General features: G+C 66.4%; 22 protein-coding genes and 1 riboswitch. Of the genes, 13 read left to right on the forward strand and 9 right to left on the reverse strand.

What is annotated here, in order from left to right:
- Positions 1-39: 39 nt before the first annotated feature.
- Positions 40-750 carry a hypothetical protein gene (locus AMB_RS03900; protein WP_011383204.1) on the forward strand — a complete coding sequence of 237 codons (711 nt, stop codon included), beginning with the start codon at positions 40-42 and terminating at the stop codon, positions 748-750.
- A gap of 102 nt (positions 751-852) precedes the next feature.
- Here the strand turns inward: AMB_RS03900 and rnhA are convergent, their stop codons facing one another.
- The 3 genes from rnhA to ispH all read right to left on the reverse strand — a co-directional run bounded on the left by rnhA (position 853) and on the right by ispH (position 3,472).
- Positions 853-1,317 carry a ribonuclease HI gene (gene rnhA / locus AMB_RS03905; protein ID WP_011383205.1) on the reverse strand — a complete coding sequence of 155 codons (465 nt, stop codon included), beginning with the start codon at positions 1,315-1,317 and terminating at the stop codon, positions 853-855.
- Positions 1,314-2,294 carry a homoserine kinase gene (locus AMB_RS03910; protein ID WP_011383206.1) on the reverse strand — a complete coding sequence of 327 codons (981 nt, stop codon included), beginning with the start codon at positions 2,292-2,294 and terminating at the stop codon, positions 1,314-1,316. Before AMB_RS03910 ends, rnhA begins: the two co-directional genes overlap by 4 nt.
- 221 nt (positions 2,295-2,515) lie before the next feature.
- Positions 2,516-3,472, reverse strand: a complete 957-nt coding sequence (gene ispH / locus AMB_RS03915; RefSeq protein WP_011383207.1) for a 4-hydroxy-3-methylbut-2-enyl diphosphate reductase — start codon at positions 3,470-3,472, stop codon at positions 2,516-2,518.
- A 116-nt stretch (positions 3,473-3,588) separates the two neighbouring features.
- Here ispH and AMB_RS03920 point away from each other — a divergent pair, with 116 nt between their 5' ends.
- The 8 genes from AMB_RS03920 to AMB_RS03955 all read left to right on the forward strand — a co-directional run bounded on the left by AMB_RS03920 (position 3,589) and on the right by AMB_RS03955 (position 12,268).
- A complete protein-coding gene (locus AMB_RS03920; RefSeq protein WP_011383208.1) occupies positions 3,589-4,134 on the forward strand; it encodes a hypothetical protein in 546 nt (181 codons plus the stop codon).
- A 54-nt stretch (positions 4,135-4,188) separates the two neighbouring features.
- Positions 4,189-4,286: riboswitch (glycine riboswitch) on the forward strand.
- A gap of 191 nt (positions 4,287-4,477) precedes the next feature.
- A complete protein-coding gene (gcvT, locus tag AMB_RS03925) occupies positions 4,478-5,593 on the forward strand; it encodes a glycine cleavage system aminomethyltransferase GcvT (RefSeq protein WP_011383209.1) in 1,116 nt (371 codons plus the stop codon).
- Positions 5,594-5,604: 11 nt separating this feature from the next.
- Positions 5,605-5,982 (forward strand): glycine cleavage system protein GcvH, encoded by a 378-nt coding sequence (gcvH, locus tag AMB_RS03930; RefSeq protein WP_011383210.1) that lies wholly within the window; start codon positions 5,605-5,607, stop codon positions 5,980-5,982.
- Positions 5,983-5,990: 8 nt separating this feature from the next.
- Positions 5,991-7,340, forward strand: a complete 1,350-nt coding sequence (gene gcvPA / locus AMB_RS03935) for an aminomethyl-transferring glycine dehydrogenase subunit GcvPA (protein WP_011383211.1) — start codon at positions 5,991-5,993, stop codon at positions 7,338-7,340.
- A complete protein-coding gene (gene gcvPB, locus AMB_RS03940) occupies positions 7,340-8,839 on the forward strand; it encodes an aminomethyl-transferring glycine dehydrogenase subunit GcvPB (RefSeq protein ID WP_011383212.1) in 1,500 nt (499 codons plus the stop codon). The genes gcvPA and gcvPB overlap by 1 nt, the downstream gene beginning before the upstream one ends.
- 128 nt (positions 8,840-8,967) lie before the next feature.
- Positions 8,968-10,647: an EAL domain-containing protein gene (locus AMB_RS03945; protein ID WP_231848963.1), complete on the forward strand. Its 1,680-nt coding sequence runs from the start codon at positions 8,968-8,970 to the stop codon at positions 10,645-10,647.
- A gap of 44 nt (positions 10,648-10,691) precedes the next feature.
- Positions 10,692-11,606, forward strand: a complete 915-nt coding sequence (gene ubiA, locus AMB_RS03950; RefSeq protein ID WP_043743377.1) for a 4-hydroxybenzoate octaprenyltransferase — start codon at positions 10,692-10,694, stop codon at positions 11,604-11,606.
- Positions 11,603-12,268 carry a class I SAM-dependent methyltransferase gene (locus AMB_RS03955; protein WP_011383215.1) on the forward strand — a complete coding sequence of 222 codons (666 nt, stop codon included), beginning with the start codon at positions 11,603-11,605 and terminating at the stop codon, positions 12,266-12,268. The genes ubiA and AMB_RS03955 overlap by 4 nt, the downstream gene beginning before the upstream one ends.
- 123 nt (positions 12,269-12,391) lie before the next feature.
- Here the strand turns inward: AMB_RS03955 and AMB_RS03960 are convergent, their stop codons facing one another.
- Genes AMB_RS03960 through AMB_RS03975 form a run of 4 tightly spaced genes read right to left on the reverse strand, consistent with a single transcriptional unit; the run spans position 12,392 to position 16,522 of the window.
- On the reverse strand, positions 12,392-13,192 hold the full coding sequence (locus AMB_RS03960; protein ID WP_011383216.1) for an ABC transporter permease: 801 nt from the start codon (positions 13,190-13,192) through the stop codon (positions 12,392-12,394).
- A complete protein-coding gene (locus tag AMB_RS03965; protein WP_043743382.1) occupies positions 13,189-13,932 on the reverse strand; it encodes an ABC transporter ATP-binding protein in 744 nt (247 codons plus the stop codon). Before AMB_RS03965 ends, AMB_RS03960 begins: the two co-directional genes overlap by 4 nt.
- On the reverse strand, positions 13,929-15,191 hold the full coding sequence (locus tag AMB_RS03970) for a hypothetical protein (protein WP_043743384.1): 1,263 nt from the start codon (positions 15,189-15,191) through the stop codon (positions 13,929-13,931). Before AMB_RS03970 ends, AMB_RS03965 begins: the two co-directional genes overlap by 4 nt.
- Entirely contained in the window at positions 15,188-16,522 is a 1,335-nt protein-coding gene (locus tag AMB_RS03975; RefSeq protein WP_011383219.1) for a hypothetical protein, read from the reverse strand. The genes AMB_RS03970 and AMB_RS03975 overlap by 4 nt, the downstream gene beginning before the upstream one ends.
- A 90-nt stretch (positions 16,523-16,612) precedes the next feature.
- On the opposite strand from AMB_RS03975, the gene AMB_RS03980 reads away from it, so the two are divergent.
- The 4 genes from AMB_RS03980 (at position 16,613) to queG (ending at position 20,475) form a co-directional block, all read left to right on the forward strand.
- Positions 16,613-17,401, forward strand: coding sequence for a metallophosphoesterase family protein (locus AMB_RS03980; RefSeq protein WP_011383220.1), 789 nt, complete (start codon positions 16,613-16,615; stop codon positions 17,399-17,401).
- 65 nt (positions 17,402-17,466) lie between these two features.
- Positions 17,467-18,933, forward strand: a complete 1,467-nt coding sequence (gene rfaE1 / locus AMB_RS03985) for a D-glycero-beta-D-manno-heptose-7-phosphate kinase (RefSeq protein WP_011383221.1) — start codon at positions 17,467-17,469, stop codon at positions 18,931-18,933.
- Position 18,934: 1 nt separating this feature from the next.
- A complete protein-coding gene (queF, locus tag AMB_RS03990; RefSeq protein WP_011383222.1) occupies positions 18,935-19,396 on the forward strand; it encodes a preQ(1) synthase in 462 nt (153 codons plus the stop codon).
- Positions 19,393-20,475, forward strand: coding sequence for a tRNA epoxyqueuosine(34) reductase QueG (gene queG, locus AMB_RS03995; protein ID WP_011383223.1), 1,083 nt, complete (start codon positions 19,393-19,395; stop codon positions 20,473-20,475). Before queF ends, queG begins: the two co-directional genes overlap by 4 nt.
- Here the strand turns inward: queG and AMB_RS04000 are convergent.
- Positions 20,440-20,832, reverse strand: coding sequence for a helix-turn-helix domain-containing protein (locus tag AMB_RS04000; RefSeq protein WP_043743387.1), 393 nt, complete (start codon positions 20,830-20,832; stop codon positions 20,440-20,442). The genes queG and AMB_RS04000 overlap by 36 nt on opposite strands.
- Before the next feature lie 346 nt (positions 20,833-21,178).
- Positions 21,179-21,649 carry a hypothetical protein gene (locus tag AMB_RS04005; protein ID WP_043743390.1) on the reverse strand — a complete coding sequence of 157 codons (471 nt, stop codon included), beginning with the start codon at positions 21,647-21,649 and terminating at the stop codon, positions 21,179-21,181.
- Positions 21,650-21,702: the final 53 nt, after the last annotated feature.

Below are 21,702 nucleotides of genomic sequence, written 5' to 3' on the forward strand. Positions count from 1 at the left end.
ACGCTCGATGATCTCAGGATATCCGGGGGGGGGACGGCGATGGGGATCTTCCGCTATTGCCGCCTGGCCCTTCGCAGCCTGCAGATCCTGATCGAGCAGTTTCCGGTTTTCCTCCGCCTGTCCTGGCTGTGCATGGTGGTCAGCCTGCTGGGGGTGGCGGTGTCGTCGCGCCATGTGATGACCGGCGGCATCACCGACCTGCTGGCGCACGGCGTCTTCGTGGTGGCCTGGCTGCGCATGGTCGGCCTGGGCGAGATTCCCGCCAGCCGCCATTATTTCCGCCTGGGCCGCCGCGAGACCTTCGGCGCCCTGTCCTGGATGGCGGCGGAAATCTTCGTCAATTTTCCCGCCCAGGTCATCGCCGCGTCGCTGGCCATTGCCACCGGCGTGCCCATCGCCGATTCGGTGATGGTGCTGGCCGGGCTGTCCCATCTGCTGCTGGGGGGCTTCTATCTGGTGCCGGCCGACGCGGCGCTGGAACGGGCGGGCAAAACCGGCGATCTGGGTTGGCGGGTGCCCGACCTGATGATCCGCGGCGGCCTGGCCCTGGGGGTGGCGGTGTTCGTCTGCTGGCTGCCGTTCAATCTGCTGCAGGAAGGGGTGAGGCTGCTGCCCGAGATGGATCTGGCCGACGGCCTGTCCTTGCGCGACGCCGTCATGGTGCCGGTGCGCTATCTGGGCATGGCCCTGACCGCCGGGACCCTGGCCCTGGCCTGGAACCGGCTGATGGTCGAGGAAACGGGCGGGTAGCCGGAGGGCTTGAAGGCGGGGCTCCCGCCCCGGTCCCCGGTTGGAGGCGATGCCTCCAACCCTCTCTTTCATTTGCAAATTGAAAGTGGGGGCTCGCCGGAATTATGTTCTGGCGCGCAGGTCCGCGATGCCTTCGCGGGCCAGGGCGTCGGCGCGCTCGTTCTCGGGATGGCCGGCATGGCCCTTGACCCAGTGCCACGACACCTTGTGCCGGGCGGCGGCCTCGTCCAGGGCCTTCCACAGGTCGTCGTTCTTCACCGGCTTCTTGTCGGCGGTCTTCCAGCCCCGCGCCTTCCAGCCGCGCAGCCATTCGGTCATGCCCTTCTTGACGTATTCGCTGTCGGTGTAGACGTCGACGGCGCAGGATCGCGTCAGGGTGTTGAGCGCCACCAGCACCGCCATCATTTCCATGCGGTTGTTGGTGGTCGGGCTTTCGCCGCCCTTCAACTCCTTCTCGATGCCCTTGAAGCGCAGGATGGCGCCCCAGCCGCCGGGGCCGGGATTGCCGGAACAGGCGCCGTCGGTATAGATCTCGACGGTCTCGGGCTTGGGAGCTGTCTCGCTCATTCGATGCCGTACTGGCCCGGGCCGGTGACGCCCTGGTGGAAGCGGAGCTTGCGGTAATATTCCATGGGGTCCTTGCGCTTGACCATGGCGCCGGGCGGGGTGTGCAACCAGTCGTAGCTGCGCGTCAGCAGGAAACGCATGGCTGCGCCGCGGGCCAGCAGCGGCAGGGCGTCCAGCTCATCGGCCGACAGCGGACGCACCCGGCGATAGCCGTTGAGCATCAGGCGGGCCTTGGTGGCGTTGAAGGCGCCATCCTCCTCGAAGCACCAGGCGTTGAGGCAGATGGCGATGTCGTAGGCCAGCACATCGGTGCAGGCGAAGTAGAAATCGATGAAGCCCGACATGCGGTCGACGCCCGCCGCCTTGTCGGCCAGGAAGAATACGTTGTCGGGAAACAGGTCGGCGTGGATCAGCCCCACCGGCAGGGTCCTGGGCCAGTGGGCCTCCAGGTAGTCCAGTTCGTCCTCGATGCTCTGCGCCAGATCCGACTTGATCTCGGCGGCGCGGGGCCGGATGGACTCGAACAGTGGCCGCCAGCCGGCGACCGACAGGTTGTTGGCCCGGGTCAGGGGAAAATCGGCACCCGCCAGGTGCATGGTGGCCATGGCCGGACCCAGCTCGGCGCAGTGGCCGAGGGTGATGCGGCGGCTCCACATGCCCTTGAGGAAGCTGACGATGGCCGCCGGGCGGCCGCACAGCGTGCGCAGCGCCTTGCCGTCGCGGCCATGGATGGGTGTGGGGCAGGCTAGGCCGTGGGCGGCCAGATGCTCCATCAGGCCCAGGAAGAACGGCAGCTCCTCCGGGTTCACCCGCTTCTCGTAGAGGGTGAGGATGTAGTTCCCCTGGTCGGTCTGCAGCAGGTAATTGGTATTTTCGACGCCCTCGGCGATGCCCTTGCACGATACCACCTGACCGATGTCGTATTCGGCGGCGAAGTCTTCCAGTTCGTCGTCGGATACCTCGGTGTAGACGGCCATGCTCTCTCGACTTGGTCCAGGGGGGGGGAATTGGGCGGAAGGTACGATGTTTCCGCCGATGATGCCAGCGGAGAGAGGCGGCTTTCCCCATGTCCCAAGGATGTCATCCCGACGACCATCGGGAGGAGGGATCTCGTTCTGACGCGGCCTTTCAGGATCGGTATCGTCGCGCCAGACGGAGATCCCTCGCATGCGCTCGGGATGACAAACCCTGCCGGGGCCTATTCCGACAGGGCCTGGGGCAGCTTGAAGGTGACCGTTTCGGTGGTGACGCGGATTTCCTCGATGGTGACGTCGAAGCGTTCCCGCGCCGCCGCCACCACTTCCTCCACCAGGATCTCCGGGGCCGAGGCGCCGGCGGTGATGCCGAGGCGGTCGACGCCGTCCAGCAGGCTCCAATCCACCTCGGCGGCGCGCTGGACCAGTACCGAGCGGGCGCAGCCCGCCCGCGCCGCCACTTCCACCAGACGCGACGAGTTGGAGGAATTGGGCGAGCCGATGACCATCAGCGCCTCGCAATGGGGGGCGATGGTTTTCACCGCGGCCTGGCGGTTGGTGGTGGCGTAGCAGATGTCCTCGCGCTTGGGGCCGACCATGTCGGGGAAGCGGCGCTGCAGCACGTCGATCACCGCCGCCGCGTCGTCCACCGACAGCGTGGTCTGGGTGATGTAGGCCAGCATGGACGGGTCCCTGGGGGCGACGGTTTCGGCCTGCTCCGGCGTGCCGACCAGCAGCACGGTCCCTTCGGGAACCTGGCCGATGGTGCCGATCACCTCGGGGTGGCCGGCATGGCCGATCATGATGATCTGGCGGCCCATGGCGTGGTGCAGCTCGGCCTCGCGGTGAACCTTGGTCACCAGCGGACAGGTGGCGTCCAGCGAGGTCAGGCCCCGGCGGTCGGCCTCGGCTGGCACCGTCTTGGGCACGCCATGGGCGGAGAACACCACGGCGGCCTCGTCGGGGACCTCGTTCAGCTCCTCGACGAACACCGCGCCCTTCTGGGCCAGGGATTCCACCACGAACCGGTTGTGGACGATCTCGTGGCGGACATAGACCGGAGCGCCGTATTTCTCGAGAGCCCGCTCGACGATGTGGATGGCGCGATCGACGCCGGCGCAAAATCCGCGCGGGCTGGCCAGAACCAGGGTCAGGGGCCTCTTGGTAACGCTTGTGCTCACGGTGTCGCTCTCCGGAATGGCGGGGGGTACGGGGTTGGCGGCTTGTATCGGCGCCCAGGCTTCACTACAGTCAGGGGCACCTTTATCAGATCATGTGGCTCTTAAGGAAGTTTGGCATGAACACCCCCCGCATTGCCCGCCTGTTGTTTTTCGTCCTGGCGGCTCCCCTGGCGCTTTCGGGGTGTGATTCCTTGAGCCGGGTCAAGAACAAGACGCCGCCGCCCTGTCCGCCGGTCTACATCATGTCCGACGCCGCCAAGATCACCAAGTATCGCCCCGGCGGCGGCCGCGACCTGACCGACGTGGAGATGGAAGGCGAGATCGTCGCTTTCAAGGGGGATTGCGTTTATGACGAAAAGGGCGGCGAGGTCTCGCTGCAGTTGGGTTTCGAGCTGCGTCGCGGCCCGGCGGCCACCAGCCGGACGCTGGACGTCACCTATTTCGTCGCCGTGCCGAAATTCTACCCGGAGCCCTCGGCCAAGGGGGTGTTCACCTTCCCGGTGACCTTCCCCGATACGGTGGATCGCCTGCGGGTGACCGATGACGAAGTCACCATGCGCTTGCCGGTTCGGACCAGGGAACTCATTGATAATTATGAGATCTACCTCGGCTTTCAACTGACGCAGGAAGAGGTCGAGGCCAATCGGCGCGCCAAGCATTAGGGAGTCGACTCTCGTTGACTCCGACGCCGGCCTGACTAAGATGTGCCCGCACAGATGATCCCCGTGGGAGAGATCGGCCCCTGACGATTGGGCCGGCGCCGAAGGAGCAACCGCCCCTGGAAACTCTCAGGCAAAAGGACCGCGGGGGGATGAAACTCTGGAAAGCGTGCCGCGGGACCGTCTAAGGTCCGGTGGCCCACCGACGATGAAAGCCGCGAAGCCTTCTTGGGTCTTGCGGTGAATCTTTCAGGTTCCCAGACAGAGGGGGGCAAGCCGGACAACGCCACAGCCGCGTCCGGAGCCCTTCAATTCCCGCGCGGCGGAGCCGCGAAGGAGGAACCCGGTGACCCAGTCCGAGACTCCCATGCTGACCGTTCCCCTGGATGCCCTGCATCGCGAATTGGGGGCCAAGATGGTGCCCTTCGCCGGCTATTCCATGCCGGTGCAGTACCCGGCCGGGGTGCTGGCCGAGCATCTGCACACCCGCTCGGGCGCCGCTCTGTTCGACGTCTCCCATATGGGACAGGCGTCCATTCGGGGCGCCAAGGCGGTGGAACTGCTGGAGACCCTGGTGCCGGGCGACATCCAGGCCCTGGGACTCGGCAAGACCCGCTACAGCGTCTTCACCAACGACCAGGGCGGCATTCTTGACGACCTGATGATCAGCAAGCTGGCCGAGGATCACCTGTTCCTGGTGATCAATGCCGCCTGCAAGCATGCCGATTTCGCCCATCTCAAGGCCCATTTGGGCGACAAGGTCGAGCTGTCCATGATCGAGGACCGCTCGCTGCTGGCGCTGCAAGGCCCGGGTGCGGCGGCCGCCATGGTCACCCTGTGTCCAGAGGCCGGGGCCATGACCTTCATGACCATCGCCGAGATCACCGTGGCCGGGATCAAGTGTCTGGCCACCCGCTCGGGCTATACCGGCGAGGACGGCTGGGAGATTTCCGTGGCCAATGCCGACGTGGAAACACTGGCCCGTGCCATTCTGGCGGCGCCGGGAGTGATGCCGGCCGGTCTGGGGGCGCGTGATTCGCTCCGCCTGGAAGCCGGCCTGTGCCTCTACGGCTCGGACATCGACACCACCACCACCCCGGTGGAGGCCAGCATCGCCTGGATCATGAGCAAGCGCCGCAGGGCCGAAGGGGGCTTCCCCGGCGCGGCGGTGATCCAGAAGCAATTGGCCGAGGGCGCGCCGCGCCGCCGCGTCGGCATCCAGCCCGACGGCAAGGCGCCAGCACGCGCCCATACCGAGATCACCGACGAGGCGGGCAACCGCCTGGGCGAAATCTGTTCGGGCGGCTTCGGCCCCTCGGCGGGTGGCCCGGTGGCCATGGGCTACGTGCCCGCCGCCTTCGCGGGCGTCGGAACCAAGTTGAAGCTGGTGGTGCGCGGCAAGGCCATGGACGCCCATGTCTGCGACCTGCCGTTCGTGCCGCATCGTTATTTCAAAGGCTGAGGGGAACTCCAATGAGCAGCAAGCGTTTCACCAAGGATCACGAGTGGATCGAAGTCGACGGCGACGTCGGCACCGTCGGCATCAGCGACTATGCCCAGCATGCCCTGGGCGACGTGGTGTTCGTCGAGGTGCCCGAGCCGGGCCGCGTGGTGGCCAAGGGCGCCGAGGCCGCCGTGGTGGAATCGGTCAAGGCCGCGTCCGAGGTCTATTCCCCGGTATCGGGCACGGTGACCGCCGGCAATCAGGCCATTGTCGATCAGCCCGGTCTGGTCAACGAAGCCGCCGAGGGCGCCGCCTGGTTCTTCAAGCTGACGCTCAGCAATCCGGGCGAAGTGGCCGACCTGATGGATCAGGCCGCCTACGACGCCTATCTCAAGACCCTGGAATAGGCTCTGCCATGCGCTACCTGCCGCTGACCGAGGCCGACCGCCGCGCCATGCTGGACGTGATCGGGGCCAAGAGTGTGGACGACCTGTTCCGCGACGTGCCCCCATCCGCCCGGCTGGCCGGGCCGCTGCCGCTTCCCTCCCACCAGGGCGAGATGGAGGTGGAGCGCGCCTTCACCCGCATGGCCGGCAAGAACCTTTCGGCAGGCTGCGCACCGTTCTTCATCGGAGCGGGCGTCTACCGCCACCATGTTCCGGCGGCGGTGGACCAGTTGCTGCTGCGCGGCGAGTTCCTCACCGCCTATACCCCCTACCAGCCCGAGGTGTCCCAGGGCACCCTGCAGATGCTGTTCGAGTTCCAGAGCCAGGTGGCGACCATCACCGGTATGGATGTGGCCAACGCCTCCATGTATGACGGCGCCACCGCCTGTGCCGAGGCCGCCATCATGGCGTGTCGCATCACCAAGCGGAACCGGGTGATCGTTTCGGGCGGGGTCCATCCCCATTACGCCGAGACGCTGGAAACCTCGCTGCGCTTCACCGAGATGGAGGCCGATGTCCTGCCCCCCGATCCCCTGGGGATGGAGGACATGATCGGCCGGGTGGATTCCAAGACCGCCTGCGTGGTGGTGCAGAATCCCGGCTTCTTCGGCACGGTGCGCGATCTGCGGCCGCTGGCGGCGCTCTGTCACGAGGCCGGCGCCCTGCTGGTGGTGATGGTGGCCGAGCCCACCAGTCTCGGCCTGATCGAATCCCCCGGCGCCATGGGGGCCGACATTGTGGTCTGCGAGGGCCAGAGCTTAGGGATGGGCCTGAATTTCGGCGGGCCGGGCCTCGGCCTGTTCGCCACCCGCGACAAGTATGTGCGCCAGATGCCCGGCCGTCTGGTCGGCCAGACGGCGGATGTGGACGGGCGCAGGGGCTGGGTGCTGACCCTGTCGACGCGCGAGCAGCATATTCGCCGCGAGAAGGCGACCAGCAACATCTGCACCAATTCCGGCCTGTGCGCCCTGGCCTTCTCCATCCACCTGACCATGCTGGGCGGCACCGGCTTCGGGCGTCTGGCCGAGCTGAACCATCTGGCCGCCACCAGGCTGGAGCAGAAGCTCCGCGCCGTGAAGGGGCTGCGGGTCCTGCCGCAAAGCTATTACAACGAGTTCGCCGTGCATCTGGGCGACGACGCCGACGCGGCGGCCGTGGTCGACGCCCTGGCCGACAAGGGTATCCTGGCCGGCGTTCCGGCGTCGCGCTTCTACCCCACCTGGCCGGAGTTGAAGCCAGTGCTGATCCTGGCGGCCACCGAGACCAATACCGAGGACGACATGGACCGCCTGGTGGCGGGTCTGCAGGAGGTTCTGTGATGGCTGAGATCAATACCATCAGCGGCAATCGCGCCCTTCAGATCGAAGAGAAGCTGATCTTCGAGCTGGGCAATCCCGGCTCTGTCGCCGTCGACCTGCCCGAGCCGGCGCCCTTCGATCTGGAGCGTCTGGGCGACGCGCCCCGGCGCGGTCGGGTAGCGCTGCCCGACCTCTCCGAGCCCCAGGTGGTGCGCCATTACACCCGGCTGTCCCAGAAGAATTACGGCATCGACACCGGCTTCTATCCCCTGGGCTCGTGCACCATGAAGCACAATCCCCGCCTGTCCGAGAAGGTGGCCCGCCTGCCCGGCCTCGCCGATCTGCATCCGCTGCAGCCGCAAAAGACCGTGCAGGGCGCACTCGAGGTGATCGACACCCTGGCCCATTGGCTGAAGGCGCTGACCGGCATGCCGGCGGTGGCCATGAGCCCGGCGGCCGGCGCCCATGGCGAGTGGTGCGGCCTGATGGCCATCCGCAGCGCCCACGAGGACAAGGGCGAGGGGCACCGCAAGCGCGTGCTGGTTCCCGAAAGCGCCCATGGCACCAACCCGGCCTCGGCGGCCATGTGCGGCTATACCGTCGATCCCATTCCGGCCCTGGAGAACGGCCGGGTGGATCTGGCGGCGCTGAAGGCCAAGCTGGGCCCCGACGTGGCCTGCCTGATGCTGACCAATCCCAACACCTGCGGCCTGTTCGAGACCGAGATCGTCGAGATCGCCGCGGCGGTGCATGGGGCCGGAGCCTATTTCTACTGCGACGGCGCCAATTTCAACGCCATCGTCGGCCGGGTGAAGATCGCCGATCTCGGCATCGACGCCATGCACATCAACCTGCACAAGACCTTCGCCACCCCCCATGGCGGCGGCGGTCCCGGTGCCGGTCCCACCGTGCTGTCGGCTGCCCTGGCGGCCTTCGTGCCGGTGCCCTATGTGGTGCATGGCGCCAGCGGTCTGGAACTGGTGGAGGGCAAGCGGGACGGCGCCAAGCCGTTCGGTCGGGTCAAGGGCTTCCACGGCCAGTTCGGCGTGTTCGTGCGCGCCCTGGCCTACATTCAGTCCATGGGCTCGGACGGGTTGCGTCAGGCCTCGTCGGATGCGGTGCTCAACGCCAATTACCTGCTGGCCTCGCTGAAGGACGAGCTGTCGGCTTCCTTCGACGGTCCCTGCATGCACGAGGCGCTGTTCGACGACCGTTTCCTCAAGGATACCGGGGTCACCACCCTGGACTTCGCCAAGGCGATGATCGACGAGGGCTATCATCCCATGACCATGTACTTCCCGCTGGTGGTGCATGGCGCCCTGCTGATGGAGCCCACCGAGACCGAATCCAAGGATACGCTCGACCAGTTCATCGCCGTGGTGAAGGGCCTTGCCGCCAAGGCCAAGGCGGGGGGGGTGGAGGACTTCAAGGCGGCACCCCGGCTCACTCCCCGGCGGCGCCTGGACGAGACCCTGGCGGCGCGCAGCCCCGTGCTGCGCTGGAAGACCGCCGCGGAATAATCGGTCATGTGAAGGGCGGGGAACTTTCCCCGCCCTTCATCACATTGCGCTTCGGAATTGCACTAACACTCACTTGCTCCCCGCCAACCTTTGTCCTAGGCTTTCATGCTGGAATGAGGGGAATGGGAATGGCGGACAAGGACGATCTCGGCCGGTCGAGCGATATGTATGTCGCTTTCGCTTTCGCGGCGGCCGACGTTCTTTTGGAACTCGATACCCAGGGCAACACCATGTTCGCCGTCGGCGCCGCCATGGCGCTGGTGGGGCGGGGCGCCAAGGCGTTGACCGGACAGCCCCTGGTCAAGATCATCCATCCCAGCGATCACACGGCGTTGTCCCAGGCCCTGAAGCAGATGGCGGGGGGCGAGCGGGTGCGCAACGCCGTGCTGCGCATCCTGCGCCCGGACGGCAAGGCATCGGAAGTGACCATGTCGGGCTATCGCCATCCCAGCGTGCCCGACCGGCTGATGGTTGCCCTGGGACATCCCGGCGGCTTCCACGCCCACAAGGAGGATCGGGTCGGCGAGACCGGGCTGCTGGACAAGGACAGCTTCCAGGCCATGGCGGCCAACCTGCTGGAAAGCGCCGCGCCGGATGATCCCTATCAGCTGACTCTGGTCGAGTTGCCCAAGATCGACGCGCTGTCGGGCGACAGCGCGGCGCAGGAAGCCCTGACCACCGAACTGGGCAATCGCCTGAAGGCGCTGTCCGTGGGCGGCGACGCGGTCGGCCAGTTGGACGAGGGCAAGTTCGGCGTTCTGCACTCGGCGGCGGTCTCGGCCGATTCCATCAGCAAGTCGGTGACCCAGGCGGCGGCCGTGGTGCTGCCCGATGCGCCGCCCATTCAGGCGACCCTGGCCACCTTGATGCTGGACGTGGCCGACGTACCGCCGGAGGAAGCGGCTCGGGCGCTGACCTACACGCTGAACCGCTTCGCCCTGGAGGCGGAGAACGGCGGCAATCTCGCCGATTTGATGAAGGATCTGCAGCCCCGCCTGTCGGCCACGGTCAAGCAGATGAACGACGTGCGCAACACGGTGACCGGCGGCGATTTCGACCTGATGTTTCAGCCCATCGTCGATCTGTGGACCGGCGTGGTGCACCATTTCGAGTGTCTGGTGCGCTTCAAGGGCGAGGACAACAAGTCGCCCTACGAGACCGTGACCTTCGCCGAGGATACCGGCATGGTCGGCATGCTGGACATGGCGTTGCTGGAACGCGCCGTCGCCTTCATGCGCTCTAGCGTCGCCAATAATGATTCCCTGAAGTTCGCGGTCAACCTGTCGGGCTATTCCCTGTCCGATCCCACGGTGGTCCGCCGCCTGAAGGAAATCCTGACCACCACCGCCGACCTGCGCAAGCGTCTGGTGTTCGAGATGACCGAATCCGCCCAGGTCCGCGACCTCAAGGCGGTCAACGACGTGATCCAGATCATCCGCAAGCAGGGGCACGAGGTCTGCCTGGACGATTTCGGCGCCGGCCACGCCGCCTTCCACTATCTGCGCGCCCTGAAGGTGGATAACGTCAAGATCGATGGCTCCTATATCAAGGACGCCATGCGCAGCAACGAGGACGTCTCGTTCATCAAGGCCATCGTCGGGCTGTGCACCGAACTGGGCGTCACCACTACCGCCGAATACGTGGAGGATGCCGAGACCGCCAACCTGCTGAAGCTCCTGAAGGTCCGCTTCGGCCAGGGCTGGTATTTCGGCAAGCCGCTGCGTCCGTCCTCCGACGACATCCGCACCGCCTGGCGCACTCCGACCCTGGGTTGGAACAAGGGGCTGCTCCACTTCACCAAGGGGTAAGCTTCCCCATTTCCTCCCGCCCTGCTTTGGGATAAGCATGGGGGATGAACCCGTCCCAGACCCTGCAGGGCGACATTCCGGTCGGCAATTGGATCGACCGTCATGTCCCCGCCGCCGCCCGGCCCTATTTCCGCCTGATGCGCCTTGACCGGCCCATCGGCACGTGGCTGCTGCTGTTCCCCTGCTGGTGGAGCATCGCCCTGGCCGGATCGGGCTGGCCCGACCTCTGGCTGTTCGTTCTGTTCGCCATCGGCGCGGTGGTGATGCGTGGCGCCGGCTGCACCTTCAACGATTGGGCCGACCGCGATTTCGACGGCAAGGTGGCGCGGACCGCGTCGCGGCCCATTCCGTCCGGCGCCGTCAGTCCCACCCAGGCGCTGGCCTTTCTCGGACTGCAATTGCTCACCGGCCTTGTGGTCCTGATGCAGCTCAACAATTTCGCCATCGCGGTGGGCATCGCCTCGCTGCTGCTGGTGTTTCCCTATCCCTTCATGAAGCGCATCACCTACTGGCCGCAGGCGTGGCTGGGGCTGACCTTCAATTGGGGGGCGCTGCTGGGCTGGGCGGCGGTCAGCGGCCATATGGGTCTGCCGGCCTTGCTGCTGTATGCCGCCGGTCCGTTCTGGACCCTGGGCTACGACACCATCTATGCCCACCAGGACAAGGAGGACGACGCCCTGATCGGCGTGAAGTCCACCGCGCTGCGCCTGGGCGACAGTACCGTGACATGGCTGTGGCTGTTCTATCCCGCCACCCTGGCGCTGATCGGCGCGGCGGGCTGGAGCGCGGGACTGGGCTGGGCGTTCTGGCCGGGCCTTGCCCTGGCCGGTGGCCATCTGCTGTGGCAGATCCGCAAGGTGGACATTCACGATGGCGCCGATTGTCTGGCCAAGTTCAAGTCCAACCGCCATTTCGGCTGGCTGGTCCTGGCGGCCATCGTGGCGGGGAAGGTGCTATGACCCCCGTCTCCGCCAGTTACGAAGCCGCCAGTGCCTTCATCCAGGCCAACACCGAGGTGGCCAGCCCACCCGCCTGTCCCGAGATCAAGCTGTGGACCGCCACCGAGGTGACGCCGCTGTGGGAGGCGACGGAAGAGGCGCTGCTGCGCGTCAACCTGCCGCCGCCCTATTGGGCCTTCTGCTGGGCGGGGGGGCAGGCGCTGACCCGCTGGGTGCTGGACCATCCCGAGATGGTGGCGGGCAAGCGGGTGCTGGATTTTGCCGCCGGATCGGGGGTGACGGCCCTGGCCGTCGCCAAGCTGGGCGCCGCCAGGGTGGAAGCCGCCGAGATCGACCCCATGGCCTGCTACGCCATCCGCACCAACGCCGAACTGAACGGCGTCGAGGTGGAGGTTCTGGCCGACGACGTGGTGGGGTCTGCCTGCCGCTGGGATGTGGTGGTGGCCGGCGACGTCTGCTACGAGGCGCCCATGACCGCCCATATCTGGCCGTGGCTGGTCAAGCTGGCCGCCGAGGGCGCCATGGTGGTGATGGCCGATCCCGGCCGCGCCTACCTGCCCAAGACCGGGTTGCTGCGGGTCGGTCACTATACGGTGGTCACCAGCCTGGACCTGGAGGACAAGGCCCAGCGCGACGTGGGGATCTACAAGATCGTTGGGTGAGGTCGTATCGGGCTATCGCCCGAGCCCATTTGGGGCGATGCCCCAAACCCCCTTTGATTCATAAACGTAAGGGAGGTTTGGAGGTTTCCTCCAACCGGGGCCGGGGCGGGAGCCCCGCATGCCTCATTCCCCCACGTTGAGCAGCGCGCCCCGCACCCTTGCTCCATGCCAGGCCCACAGGAACAGCCCGGCGCCGAGCACGAGGTAGACGGCGTTGAGTGCCAGGGCCGAGGCCAGCAGGTCGAAGCGCATGGCGCCCTCGAACACCACGGCGCGCATGCCCTCGAACACATGGGCGGGGGGCAGCGCCCAGGCCACTGGCTGCAGCCATTCCGGCAGGGTGCTGATGGGGTAATAGATGCCGGCCAGGGGCGCCATGGCGAAGATCAGCACCCAGGCCAGACTCTCGGCCCCCAGGCCGAAGCGCAGCACCAGGGCCGACACCGCCAGCCCCATGGCCCAGCCGCTGACCATCAGGCTGAACCAGAAGGCGAGCAGGGGCAGGCCCAGGGTGAAGATGGAATAATGGTAGAGCGGAATGGCCAGCAAGGCGGCCGGCAGCACGCCGACCACCGTGCGGATCAGGCTCATGGTCAGCATGGAGATGACCAGTTCGTGCGGGCGCAGTGGGCTGACCGACAGATGCCCCAGATTGCGCGACCACATCTCCTCCAGGAAGGACAGGGCCACCCCCAGATTGCCGCGGAACATCACGTCCCACAGCAGCACCGCGCCGATCAGGATGCCGCCCGCCTGGGCCACCCAGGTGGAGTGCTCGGCGAAGAAGCGGTTGGTGAAGCCCCACATCACCATGTTGACGGCGGGCCAGTAGGCCATCTCCAGGATGCGGGGCCACGAGCCTTTCATGATGTACAGATGGCGCAGGCACACGGCCTGGATGCGGCGAAGGGCGGGGGAGGTCACGACGCCGTCTCCGGCCGCTGGCGATCACGGGCGATGTCGAGGAAGACCTCCTCCATGGAGGCGCGGCCGAAGCGTTCGATCAGCGCGGCGGGCGAGCCCTGGTCGACGATGCGGCCCTGCTTCATCATCAGCACATGGTCGCACATGCGCTCGACCTCGGTCATGTTGTGGGACGCCAGCACGATGGTGGCGCCGGCCCGCTGGCGGTAGGCCTGGAAGTAGCTTCTGACCCAATCGGCGGTGTCGGGGTCCAGCGAGGCGGTGGGCTCGTCCAGCAGCAGCAGGTCGGGCTTGTTGAGCAGCGCCTTGGCCAGGGCGACGCGGGTCTTCTGCCCGGCCGACAGCTTGCCCGCCGGGCGGTCGATGAAATCGCCCAATTCCAGCTCGTCGCAGAGTTCGGCGATGCGGTCCTTGAGGCGGGCCACGCCGTAGAGGCCGCCATAGACCCTGAGGTTCTGGCGCACCGTCAGGCGGTGGGGCAGGTCCACATAGGGGCTGGAGAAATTCATGCGCGGCAGGACGCGGTAGCGGTGCCGCACCATGTCCTCGCCCAGCACGGTGATGGAGCCGGACGTGGGCAGCAGCAGGCCCAGCAGCACGGACAGCGTGGTGGTCTTGCCCGCGCCGTTGCCGCCCAGGAGAGCGGTGGTCGAGCCGGCGGCGATGGAAAAGCTGATGCCGTCCACGGCCTTGACCGGGCCGAAGCTCTTGAACAGCGCTTGGACCTCGATGGCGCTCAACCTCGGGGACGAGCCCGCAGACCCCGCTTGCGCGGGTCGCCCTGCTGCACGATGGACTCGATGTGGCGGCCCTGGAACAGGGTGATGCCCACCGAATGGCCGTATTCGATACCGGCCTGGTTGTCGCAGCGGCACAGAATGATGCGCGTCACGCCGATGCGGCGCAGCGCCTCGGTCTTCTTGTCCTTTTCCTCGGTCAGCGAGGGGTCCCAGACCAGCTTGATCAGGTCGGCGCCCAGGCGCTCGCGGTCCACGAAGGGCAATTGCGAATAGGTCAGGCCGTCGATGCAGATGCGATAGCCGCGGTCATGGGCGAAGTCGCGGGCAAAGAGATAGCCGCCCAGGTCGGCGAAGATGTCCACCTTCTGCAGCTCCAGCACGATGGTGCCGCGCATGCCCGCCTTGACGTTGTCGTCGAACACCAGGAATTCGGGCGACAGGATGGTGGAGACGTTGAGGTTGATGCTGATATCGCCTTCCAGGGTGCGGTCGTCGTGCTTGTTCAGCATGGACAGCACCCGGCGGTCCAGGGTCTCGGTCAGCTGCTGGAACAGCCAGGGGCTGGAATTGACGTTGACGCTGGGGAACAGGGTCTGGCGCAGATCGGCGATGGAGATGAACAGCTCGTGGAACACCGGGGTGGGCGGCGACTTGCCCACCACGGCGCACACCGCCTGGCGGCGCATGAGGTTGGCGAGGTCGGCCTGTCCCAGCGAGGATTCCACCCGGTGCAGCAATTCCGGGGTGAAGGGGCTGCCCTTGGGGCGCTGCGCCAGGACCTTGGCCTCCTGGGCCTTGCGGTCCGAGGCGGCGTTGCGCTTGGCATTCTCGTCCTGGACCAGCTTCTGGGCCAGGGCCAGCAGCATGTCGTATTCCTTGTCCAGGGAATACCATGTGCAGAACAGGGCCTGACGGGTGCGGCTTTCCTCGATCACCAGGGGGTCGTCGGAGAACAGGAAGCGCAGCTTGACCACCGAGGCCTCGACCTCTTCCTGGGCCTGGACCTTGTAGATGATCATCAGGTCGGCATTGGCCATGGTGAAGACCTGGGCCTGCATCAGCTTGACCAGGTTCTCGAAGGTATTGCCGGCGATGCGGGTATGGTGCTCGCGCCGATTCTGAGCCTGCAGCCCCGACAGGTGCACATGCACCGCCCGGCGGTCGTGGCGGTGGCGCTCCAGCCGGTGGATGTAGTCCAGCAGCAGGCTTTCCTGGCTGTTGGGGCGGGGCATGCCGCCGGAGGGCGGTGCGTTCATCATGTCCGCATGGCCTTCAGGACCGGGAACAGGTCGAGCATGTCATTGTCGCCGCATTCGGCGCGCGGGCGGCCGTTGATGGCGCCGTGGCGCTGGGTGCACTGGTTCAGCGTACAGGCCGAGGACTTCTCGCATTGGGCCATGGTGACGGCGGCGATCATGGAATCGAGGAAGCGGCCCTGGAACATGCGGATGCCCTGGGCCAGGCCCCACGACACCGAGGTCTCGGAATCGCAGCGCGACAGGATGACCCGGTCGAAGCCCACCGGCCCCAGGGCGGCCAGCAACTCGGCGGTCTTGATGTCGTCGAGCATGTCGTTGCTCCACGCCACCTTGACGTAATCGGTGTCGTACAGCTCGGCATCCATGAACTGCAGGGTGACCGGGGTCATACCGTCGAGGACCGAGCGATGCCCGCGCGAGCGCAGGTAGTCCCGGGTGCGGAAGAAGCCGTCCAGGTCGTTGAAGATGTCCAGCAATTGGAATTCCACCACCACGCCGGCGCGGCCGCGGACCGAGGCCTCGAACTGCTGGAACACCGGCGTCTGCACGGTGGCCATGTTGAGATTGACGGAAAAGGCGGTGGGCATCTTGCGAAAGCCCACGTCCTGGAGCACCGACAGCACGCGCAGGTCCAGGACCTGGGACAGGTGCTGGAACAGCCAGCGGTTGGCCAGGATGTTGACGTCGGGGGCCAGGGCCTTCTGCAGGTCCATGATGGACATGAAGAATTCCTGGAACGCCACCTCGGCATGCATGTTCTCGTTGATGCGGATGCAGGCCTGGCGGCGGACCACGCCGGCGATGTCGGTGGCGCCGATCCGTTCGAGCACTCGGGTCAGGTTCTTGGCGTTCAGCGGCTGGACCTGCGGCGCGGTGCGCTGGTCGGCTACGCTTTTCTTGGCGTCGATCACCATCTGCCCGCACAGCGAGAAGAAGGAATCGTAATCGGCTTCCAGGTCGTAATAGCTGACGAAGCGATCCCCGCCCTCGGGGGATTCGGCATAGGTCAGCGGATCGGTGGAGAACAGGGCGCGCAGCTTGTAGACGATGGCGTCCAGGTCGGAGAAGCGGGCATCCTTGCAGATCAGGATGATGTCCGAATTGGTCATCAGGAACATCTGGCCGCGATAGGCGTCGACCATGGATTCGAACATGCGGAAGGCAATGCGGATGCGTCCCTCCTCCCGGTTGGCCGGGAGAAGGCGCGACAAATGCAGATGCAGCGCCACCCGGCCTTCGCGGATCCTGCCCACACGTTCGGCAGCATCGTAAAGAAGGCTTTCCGGCGTGACGACTTCCTGCTGTCTTCCTCCGAACGCGCCTGCGTTCATCAACAACCCCGTTATCAGCGCACCGATATTCCGAAAAGTCGGTCGCAACCCCCATTGTGATCGGCCATATATAAAGGCCCGGTTACCTGGGTGCAAAAAAGTATCATCGGCGAGGCCCCGGCCCTAGTGGAAATGATAGACGAATCTTTGCCCCCTCTCCATCGCGTGCCCCCGGGCATCCGCGTCTATGCTATCGGCGACGTCCACGGGCGTCTCGACCTGCTGGACCGGCTGCTGGCGCAGATCGCCGGGGATGTGGACGGGATTCCTGCCGAGAGGATCGTGCTGGTGTTTCTGGGCGACCTGATCGACCGGGGGGCGGATTCCCGCGCCGTGGTCGAGCGGGTGATCAAGGGGGCGGGCGAAGGCCCCCTGGCCGGGGTGCGCATCGTCTGCCTGCGCGGCAATCACGAAGACACCATGCTGGAATTCCTGGCCGATTTCTCGGTGGGGCCGCGATGGTTCCGCAATGGCGGTCTGGAGGCTATCCGCTCTTATGTGGGCGAGGTGGACGCCAAGCTGGCGCTGGATTATCCCCGGCTGCAGAAGATGCTCTACCGGGCCATGCCCGCCCACCACCTGCGCTTCCTGTCCTCCATTCCCACCTGGCACCAGGAAGGCGACTATCTGTTCGTCCATGCCGGAGTCAGGCCGGCGGTTCCCCTGGAGCGTCAGGACCCCTACGACCTGATGTGGATTCGCGAGCCATTTCTCGGCGCCGACCAGAGGTGGGAGAAGATGGTGGTTCACGGCCATACCGTGGTCTCCGAACCGGAAGTCCGGCCTCACCGCATCGGCATCGACACCGGGGCCTACCGGACCGGCCGTTTGACGGCGCTGGTGCTGGAGGAGGACCGTCGCCGCTTCCTCTTTACCTGATTCGGCTTGCATGGCGGGCGCCGTTGGGTTAGCAGGCATCAAGCCACCAAGGACCTGCGAATCCCATGACCGAACTTTCCGCTCTCGTCGAACGCGTTGAAAAGCTGCGCGGCACCATGGTTCTGTGCGTCGGTGACGCCATGCTGGACCGTTTCGTCTATGGCTCGGTCGAGCGCATCTCGCCCGAGGCCCCCATTCCCGTACTGTGCATCGAGCGCGAAACCGCCATGCTGGGCGGCGCCGGCAACGTGGTGCGCAATCTGGTGGCGGTGGGCGCCGAGCCGGCCTTCGTGTCGGTGGTGGGCGACGATACGGCGGGCCGCGAGGTCACCCGGCTGGTGGGCGAGCACGGCGAGATCGATCCCTGCATCGTGGTCGAGCCGGGGCGCCAGACCACCATCAAGACCCGCTTCTTCGCCTCGCACCAGCAATTGCTCCGCGCCGACCGCGAGTCGCGCAGCCCGGTCGGCGAGGCCATCCGCGCCCAGTTGCTGACCCGGATCGAGCGGCTGTTGCCCAAGGCCGGGGTGATGGTGCTGTCCGATTACGGCAAGGGCGTGCTGGCCGAGCCCATCGCCATCGAACTGATCCGCCGGGCCAAGGCGGCGGGCAAGCAGGTCATCGTCGATCCCAAGGGGACCGATTACACCATTTATGCCGGGGCGACCGTGGTGACGCCCAACCGCAAGGAACTGCACGAGGCCACTGGCCAGGCGGTGGACAGCGACGAGCAGGTGGTCGCCGCCGCGCGCCAGCTGATCGACAGCTGCGGCTTCGAGGCGGTGCTGGTTACCCGCAGCCAGGACGGCATGACCCTGGTCCGCGCCGACGGCCAGATCGATCATCTGCCCGCCGAGGCCCGCGAGGTGTTCGACGTGTCGGGCGCCGGCGATACCGTGGTGGCCACCCTGGCGGCGGCCCTGGCCTCGGGCGCCACCCTACCCGAGGCGGCCCATCTGGCCAACGTGGCCGCCGGCATCGTGGTCGGCAAGGTGGGTACCGCCGTGGCCTATGGCGACGAGCTGGTGGTGGCGCTCCACCGCGAGGACCTGACCCTGGGCGAGGCCAAGATCGTGCCGGTGACAGCGGCGGCCGAGGTGGTCGACCGCTGGCGGCGCAAGGGCCAGAAGGTGGGCTTCACCAATGGCTGCTTCGACCTGCTGCATCCCGGCCACGTCTCCATCCTGGCCCAGGCCAAGGGAGCCTGCGACAAGCTGGTGGTGGGGCTGAATTCCGATGCCTCGGTCCAGCGCCTGAAAGGCCCGACCCGGCCGGTGCAGTCCGAGGCGTCCCGCGCCACCGTGCTGTCCTCCCTGGCCACCGTCGATCTGGTGGTGATCTTCGGCGAGGATACGCCGCTGGAGGTGATCGGGACCCTGAAGCCCGATGTGCTGGTGAAGGGCGCCGACTACACCATCGACAAGGTGGTGGGCGCCGATCTGGTCCAGTCCTGGGGCGGCAAGGTGGTGCTGGCCGAACTGGTCAACGGTCAAAGCACCACCAACACCATCAAGAAGATGAACGGTAACTGAGATGGGAACCGGCACGGAGCATCTCACCCAGCTCGGCCAGTCCACCGCCCTGCCCGCCAGTCCCGACAAGGCGGTGCTGGAGACGGTGCCGAACCCTCATCCGGGGACGTTGTATCTGGTGCGCTTCACGGCGCCGGAATTCACCTCGCTGTGCCCGATCACGGGGCAGCCCGATTTCGCCCAGTTGGTCATCGACTACGCGCCGGAAGGCTCGCTGGTGGAAAGCAAGTCGCTGAAGCTGTTCCTGGGATCTTTCCGCAACCACGGCGCCTTTCACGAGGATTGCACCATCGCCATCGCCAAGCGGCTGGTGGCGGCCTGCGCGCCCAAATGGCTGCGCATCGGCGGCTACTGGTATCCGCGTGGCGGCATTCCCATCGACGTGTTCTGGCAGACCGGCCCGGCCCCCGAGGGGCTGTGGCTGCCCGACCAGGGCGTGGCCGGCTATCGCGGCCGGGGATGAGCGGGGCGGACGCCAAGTCCCTGATCCGCGACGATGACGTCAAGGCGGCGATTCGCCGCCGGGCCCTTGATCTGGGCTTTTCCGATGTGGGCTTCGCCCGTGCCCAGGGCCTGCCGGAGTGGAAGGCCGACCTGGACGCCTATCTGGCCGACGGGCGCCACGGCACCATGGGCTGGATGGCCGAAACCGCCGACCGGCGCGCCGACCCCCAGGTTCTGTGGCCGGACGCGAAAAGCGTCATCGTGCTGGGCACCAATTACGCCCCGTCCGGCGATCCGCTGAAGCTCACCCACTTGCCCGAGCGGGGCAATATCAGCGTCTACGCCCGCAACCGCGACTATCACGACCTGCTCAAACGGCGCCTCAAGGCCCTGGGCCGCTGGATGGCCGAGACCTGGGGGGGCGAGTTGAAGGTCTTCGTCGACACCGCCCCGGTGATGGAAAAGCCCCTGGCGGCCCAGGGCGGGCTGGGCTGGCGCGGGCGGCACACCAATATCGTGTCGCGGCGCTTCGGGTCGTGGCTGTTCCTGGCGGAGGTCTTCACCACCCTGGAGATCGAGCCCGACGCGCCCGAGGCCGATCATTGCGGTTCGTGTCGGGCCTGTGTCGAGGCCTGCCCCACCCGGGCACTGGACGGCGAGGGGCGGATCGACCCGCGGCGCTGCATCTCGTACCTCACCATCGAGAGCAAGAGCCCTATCCCCGAGGATTTGCGGCCGGGCCTGGGCAACCGCCTGTATGGCTGCGACGATTGCATGGCCGCCTGCCCCTGGAACAAGTTCGCGCCGCCGACCACCGAGCCCGATTTCCTGCCACGGGTCGAGCTGACCGCGCCAAGGCTGGCCGATCTGGTGCAACTGGATGAAGCGGGATTCCGCGAAGTGTTCACCGCTTCGCCGGTGAAGCGGGCGGGCTATGAGCGGTTGATGGCCGGGGTGCTGATCGCCGCCGCCAATGGCGGGCAGACGGATCTTCTGGCCGAGGCGGAACGGCGACGGGATGATCCGTCGCCGCTGATCCAAGACGCCGCCCGATGGGCCGTCTCAGTCCTCGGCGGCCAGGGCCCGGGCGAGCTGTGACAGGGCTTCCTGGTGGCGCTCGTTGGTGATGGAGGTGAAGTTGCGGGCCAGCTCCAGGCACATGCGCTGGCGGGCGGACAGGTCGCTGCCCCGGCGGTTCTCCAGGCCTTCATAGAAGAAGCCCACCGGAACGCCCAGCACCTGGGCGATCTCGAACAGCCGTCCCGCCGAGATGCGGTTGATGCCGCGCTCGTACTTATGGGCCTGCTGGTAGGTGACGCCGATCAGGTCGGCCATCTGCTGCTGGGATAGCCCGAGCATGATGCGTCGCTCGCGGATGCGGCTTCCCACATGTCTGTCGGTATCGTTGGCCCGGTTCATGGGGCGGGCAGGTTTTGCCTCGGCGCGTGTCGGCATGATGTTCAGTTGGTCTCTGACTTGACCGCTCTGAAGTTGCGGCTGCTTTTCTGTATCAGGCATGGCTACCTTTCCCCGTGCATAGTCGGAATTGGTTAGGCAAGCAACCCGAAACTGGAAGTATATCGGAAACCCGCAATCAGTATTTACCGGTGTGAGTACAGGTTTTTACTTTACTGTGTATATGTCTTGCGGTGTCGCGCAACCGGGGCGTTCCATCGCCCGATCCGGACACCATCCGGAACCGTTTCCGACGAGACCATCTCGGAAAGTACATATGGAGATGGTCTCGGTCGCTCACCAGACCGAAACAATCAGCTAGTTCGAATGGAGTAAGTGTTGCCGCCTAGACGGACAGGTCGACGCCGCGTCCGGAGGCCGCCGACGGGTTCGGCGACAGGACCTCGTATTCCGTGTCGCGGGACTTGCCGGACAGGGCCGAGGCGCGGTTGGCGGCGTCGGCATAGGCGGTGTTGCCATAGGCGGCGCTGCCGGCCACCGAGGACCGGGTGGTCTCCGAGGCGGTGCCGCTCTGTTCCTGGGCCAGGGCCTGGGTCAGGAAGGCGGAGGACGGGCGGGGGGTGTTGTCCTGGGTGCTCTGCTGGCGGTCGGCGACCTGGGATTGCCGCCGCTGGTCGGACTTGGCCTGGGCCGCCTGCTGCTGCGCCGAGGATTGCTCCTCGACCTCGGCATTGACGCGGGGATCGGGCTGGTTGCTGACTGCCTGGGTCGCCGCCACGGCTCCGGCACGCGCCGCCCTGATCGCGTCGATCAGATTCGCCGTGCTGCCCGAACCGGTGATGGCGCCAATGGACAAGTCTTCCGCTCCGCCCAAGAGTTAAGAAAATGATAATAGCCTCGGCCGCGGCG

This window comes from Paramagnetospirillum magneticum AMB-1 (genome assembly GCF_000009985.1).
In the GTDB taxonomy this organism is placed as follows: domain Bacteria; phylum Pseudomonadota; class Alphaproteobacteria; order Rhodospirillales; family Magnetospirillaceae; genus Phaeospirillum; species Phaeospirillum magneticum.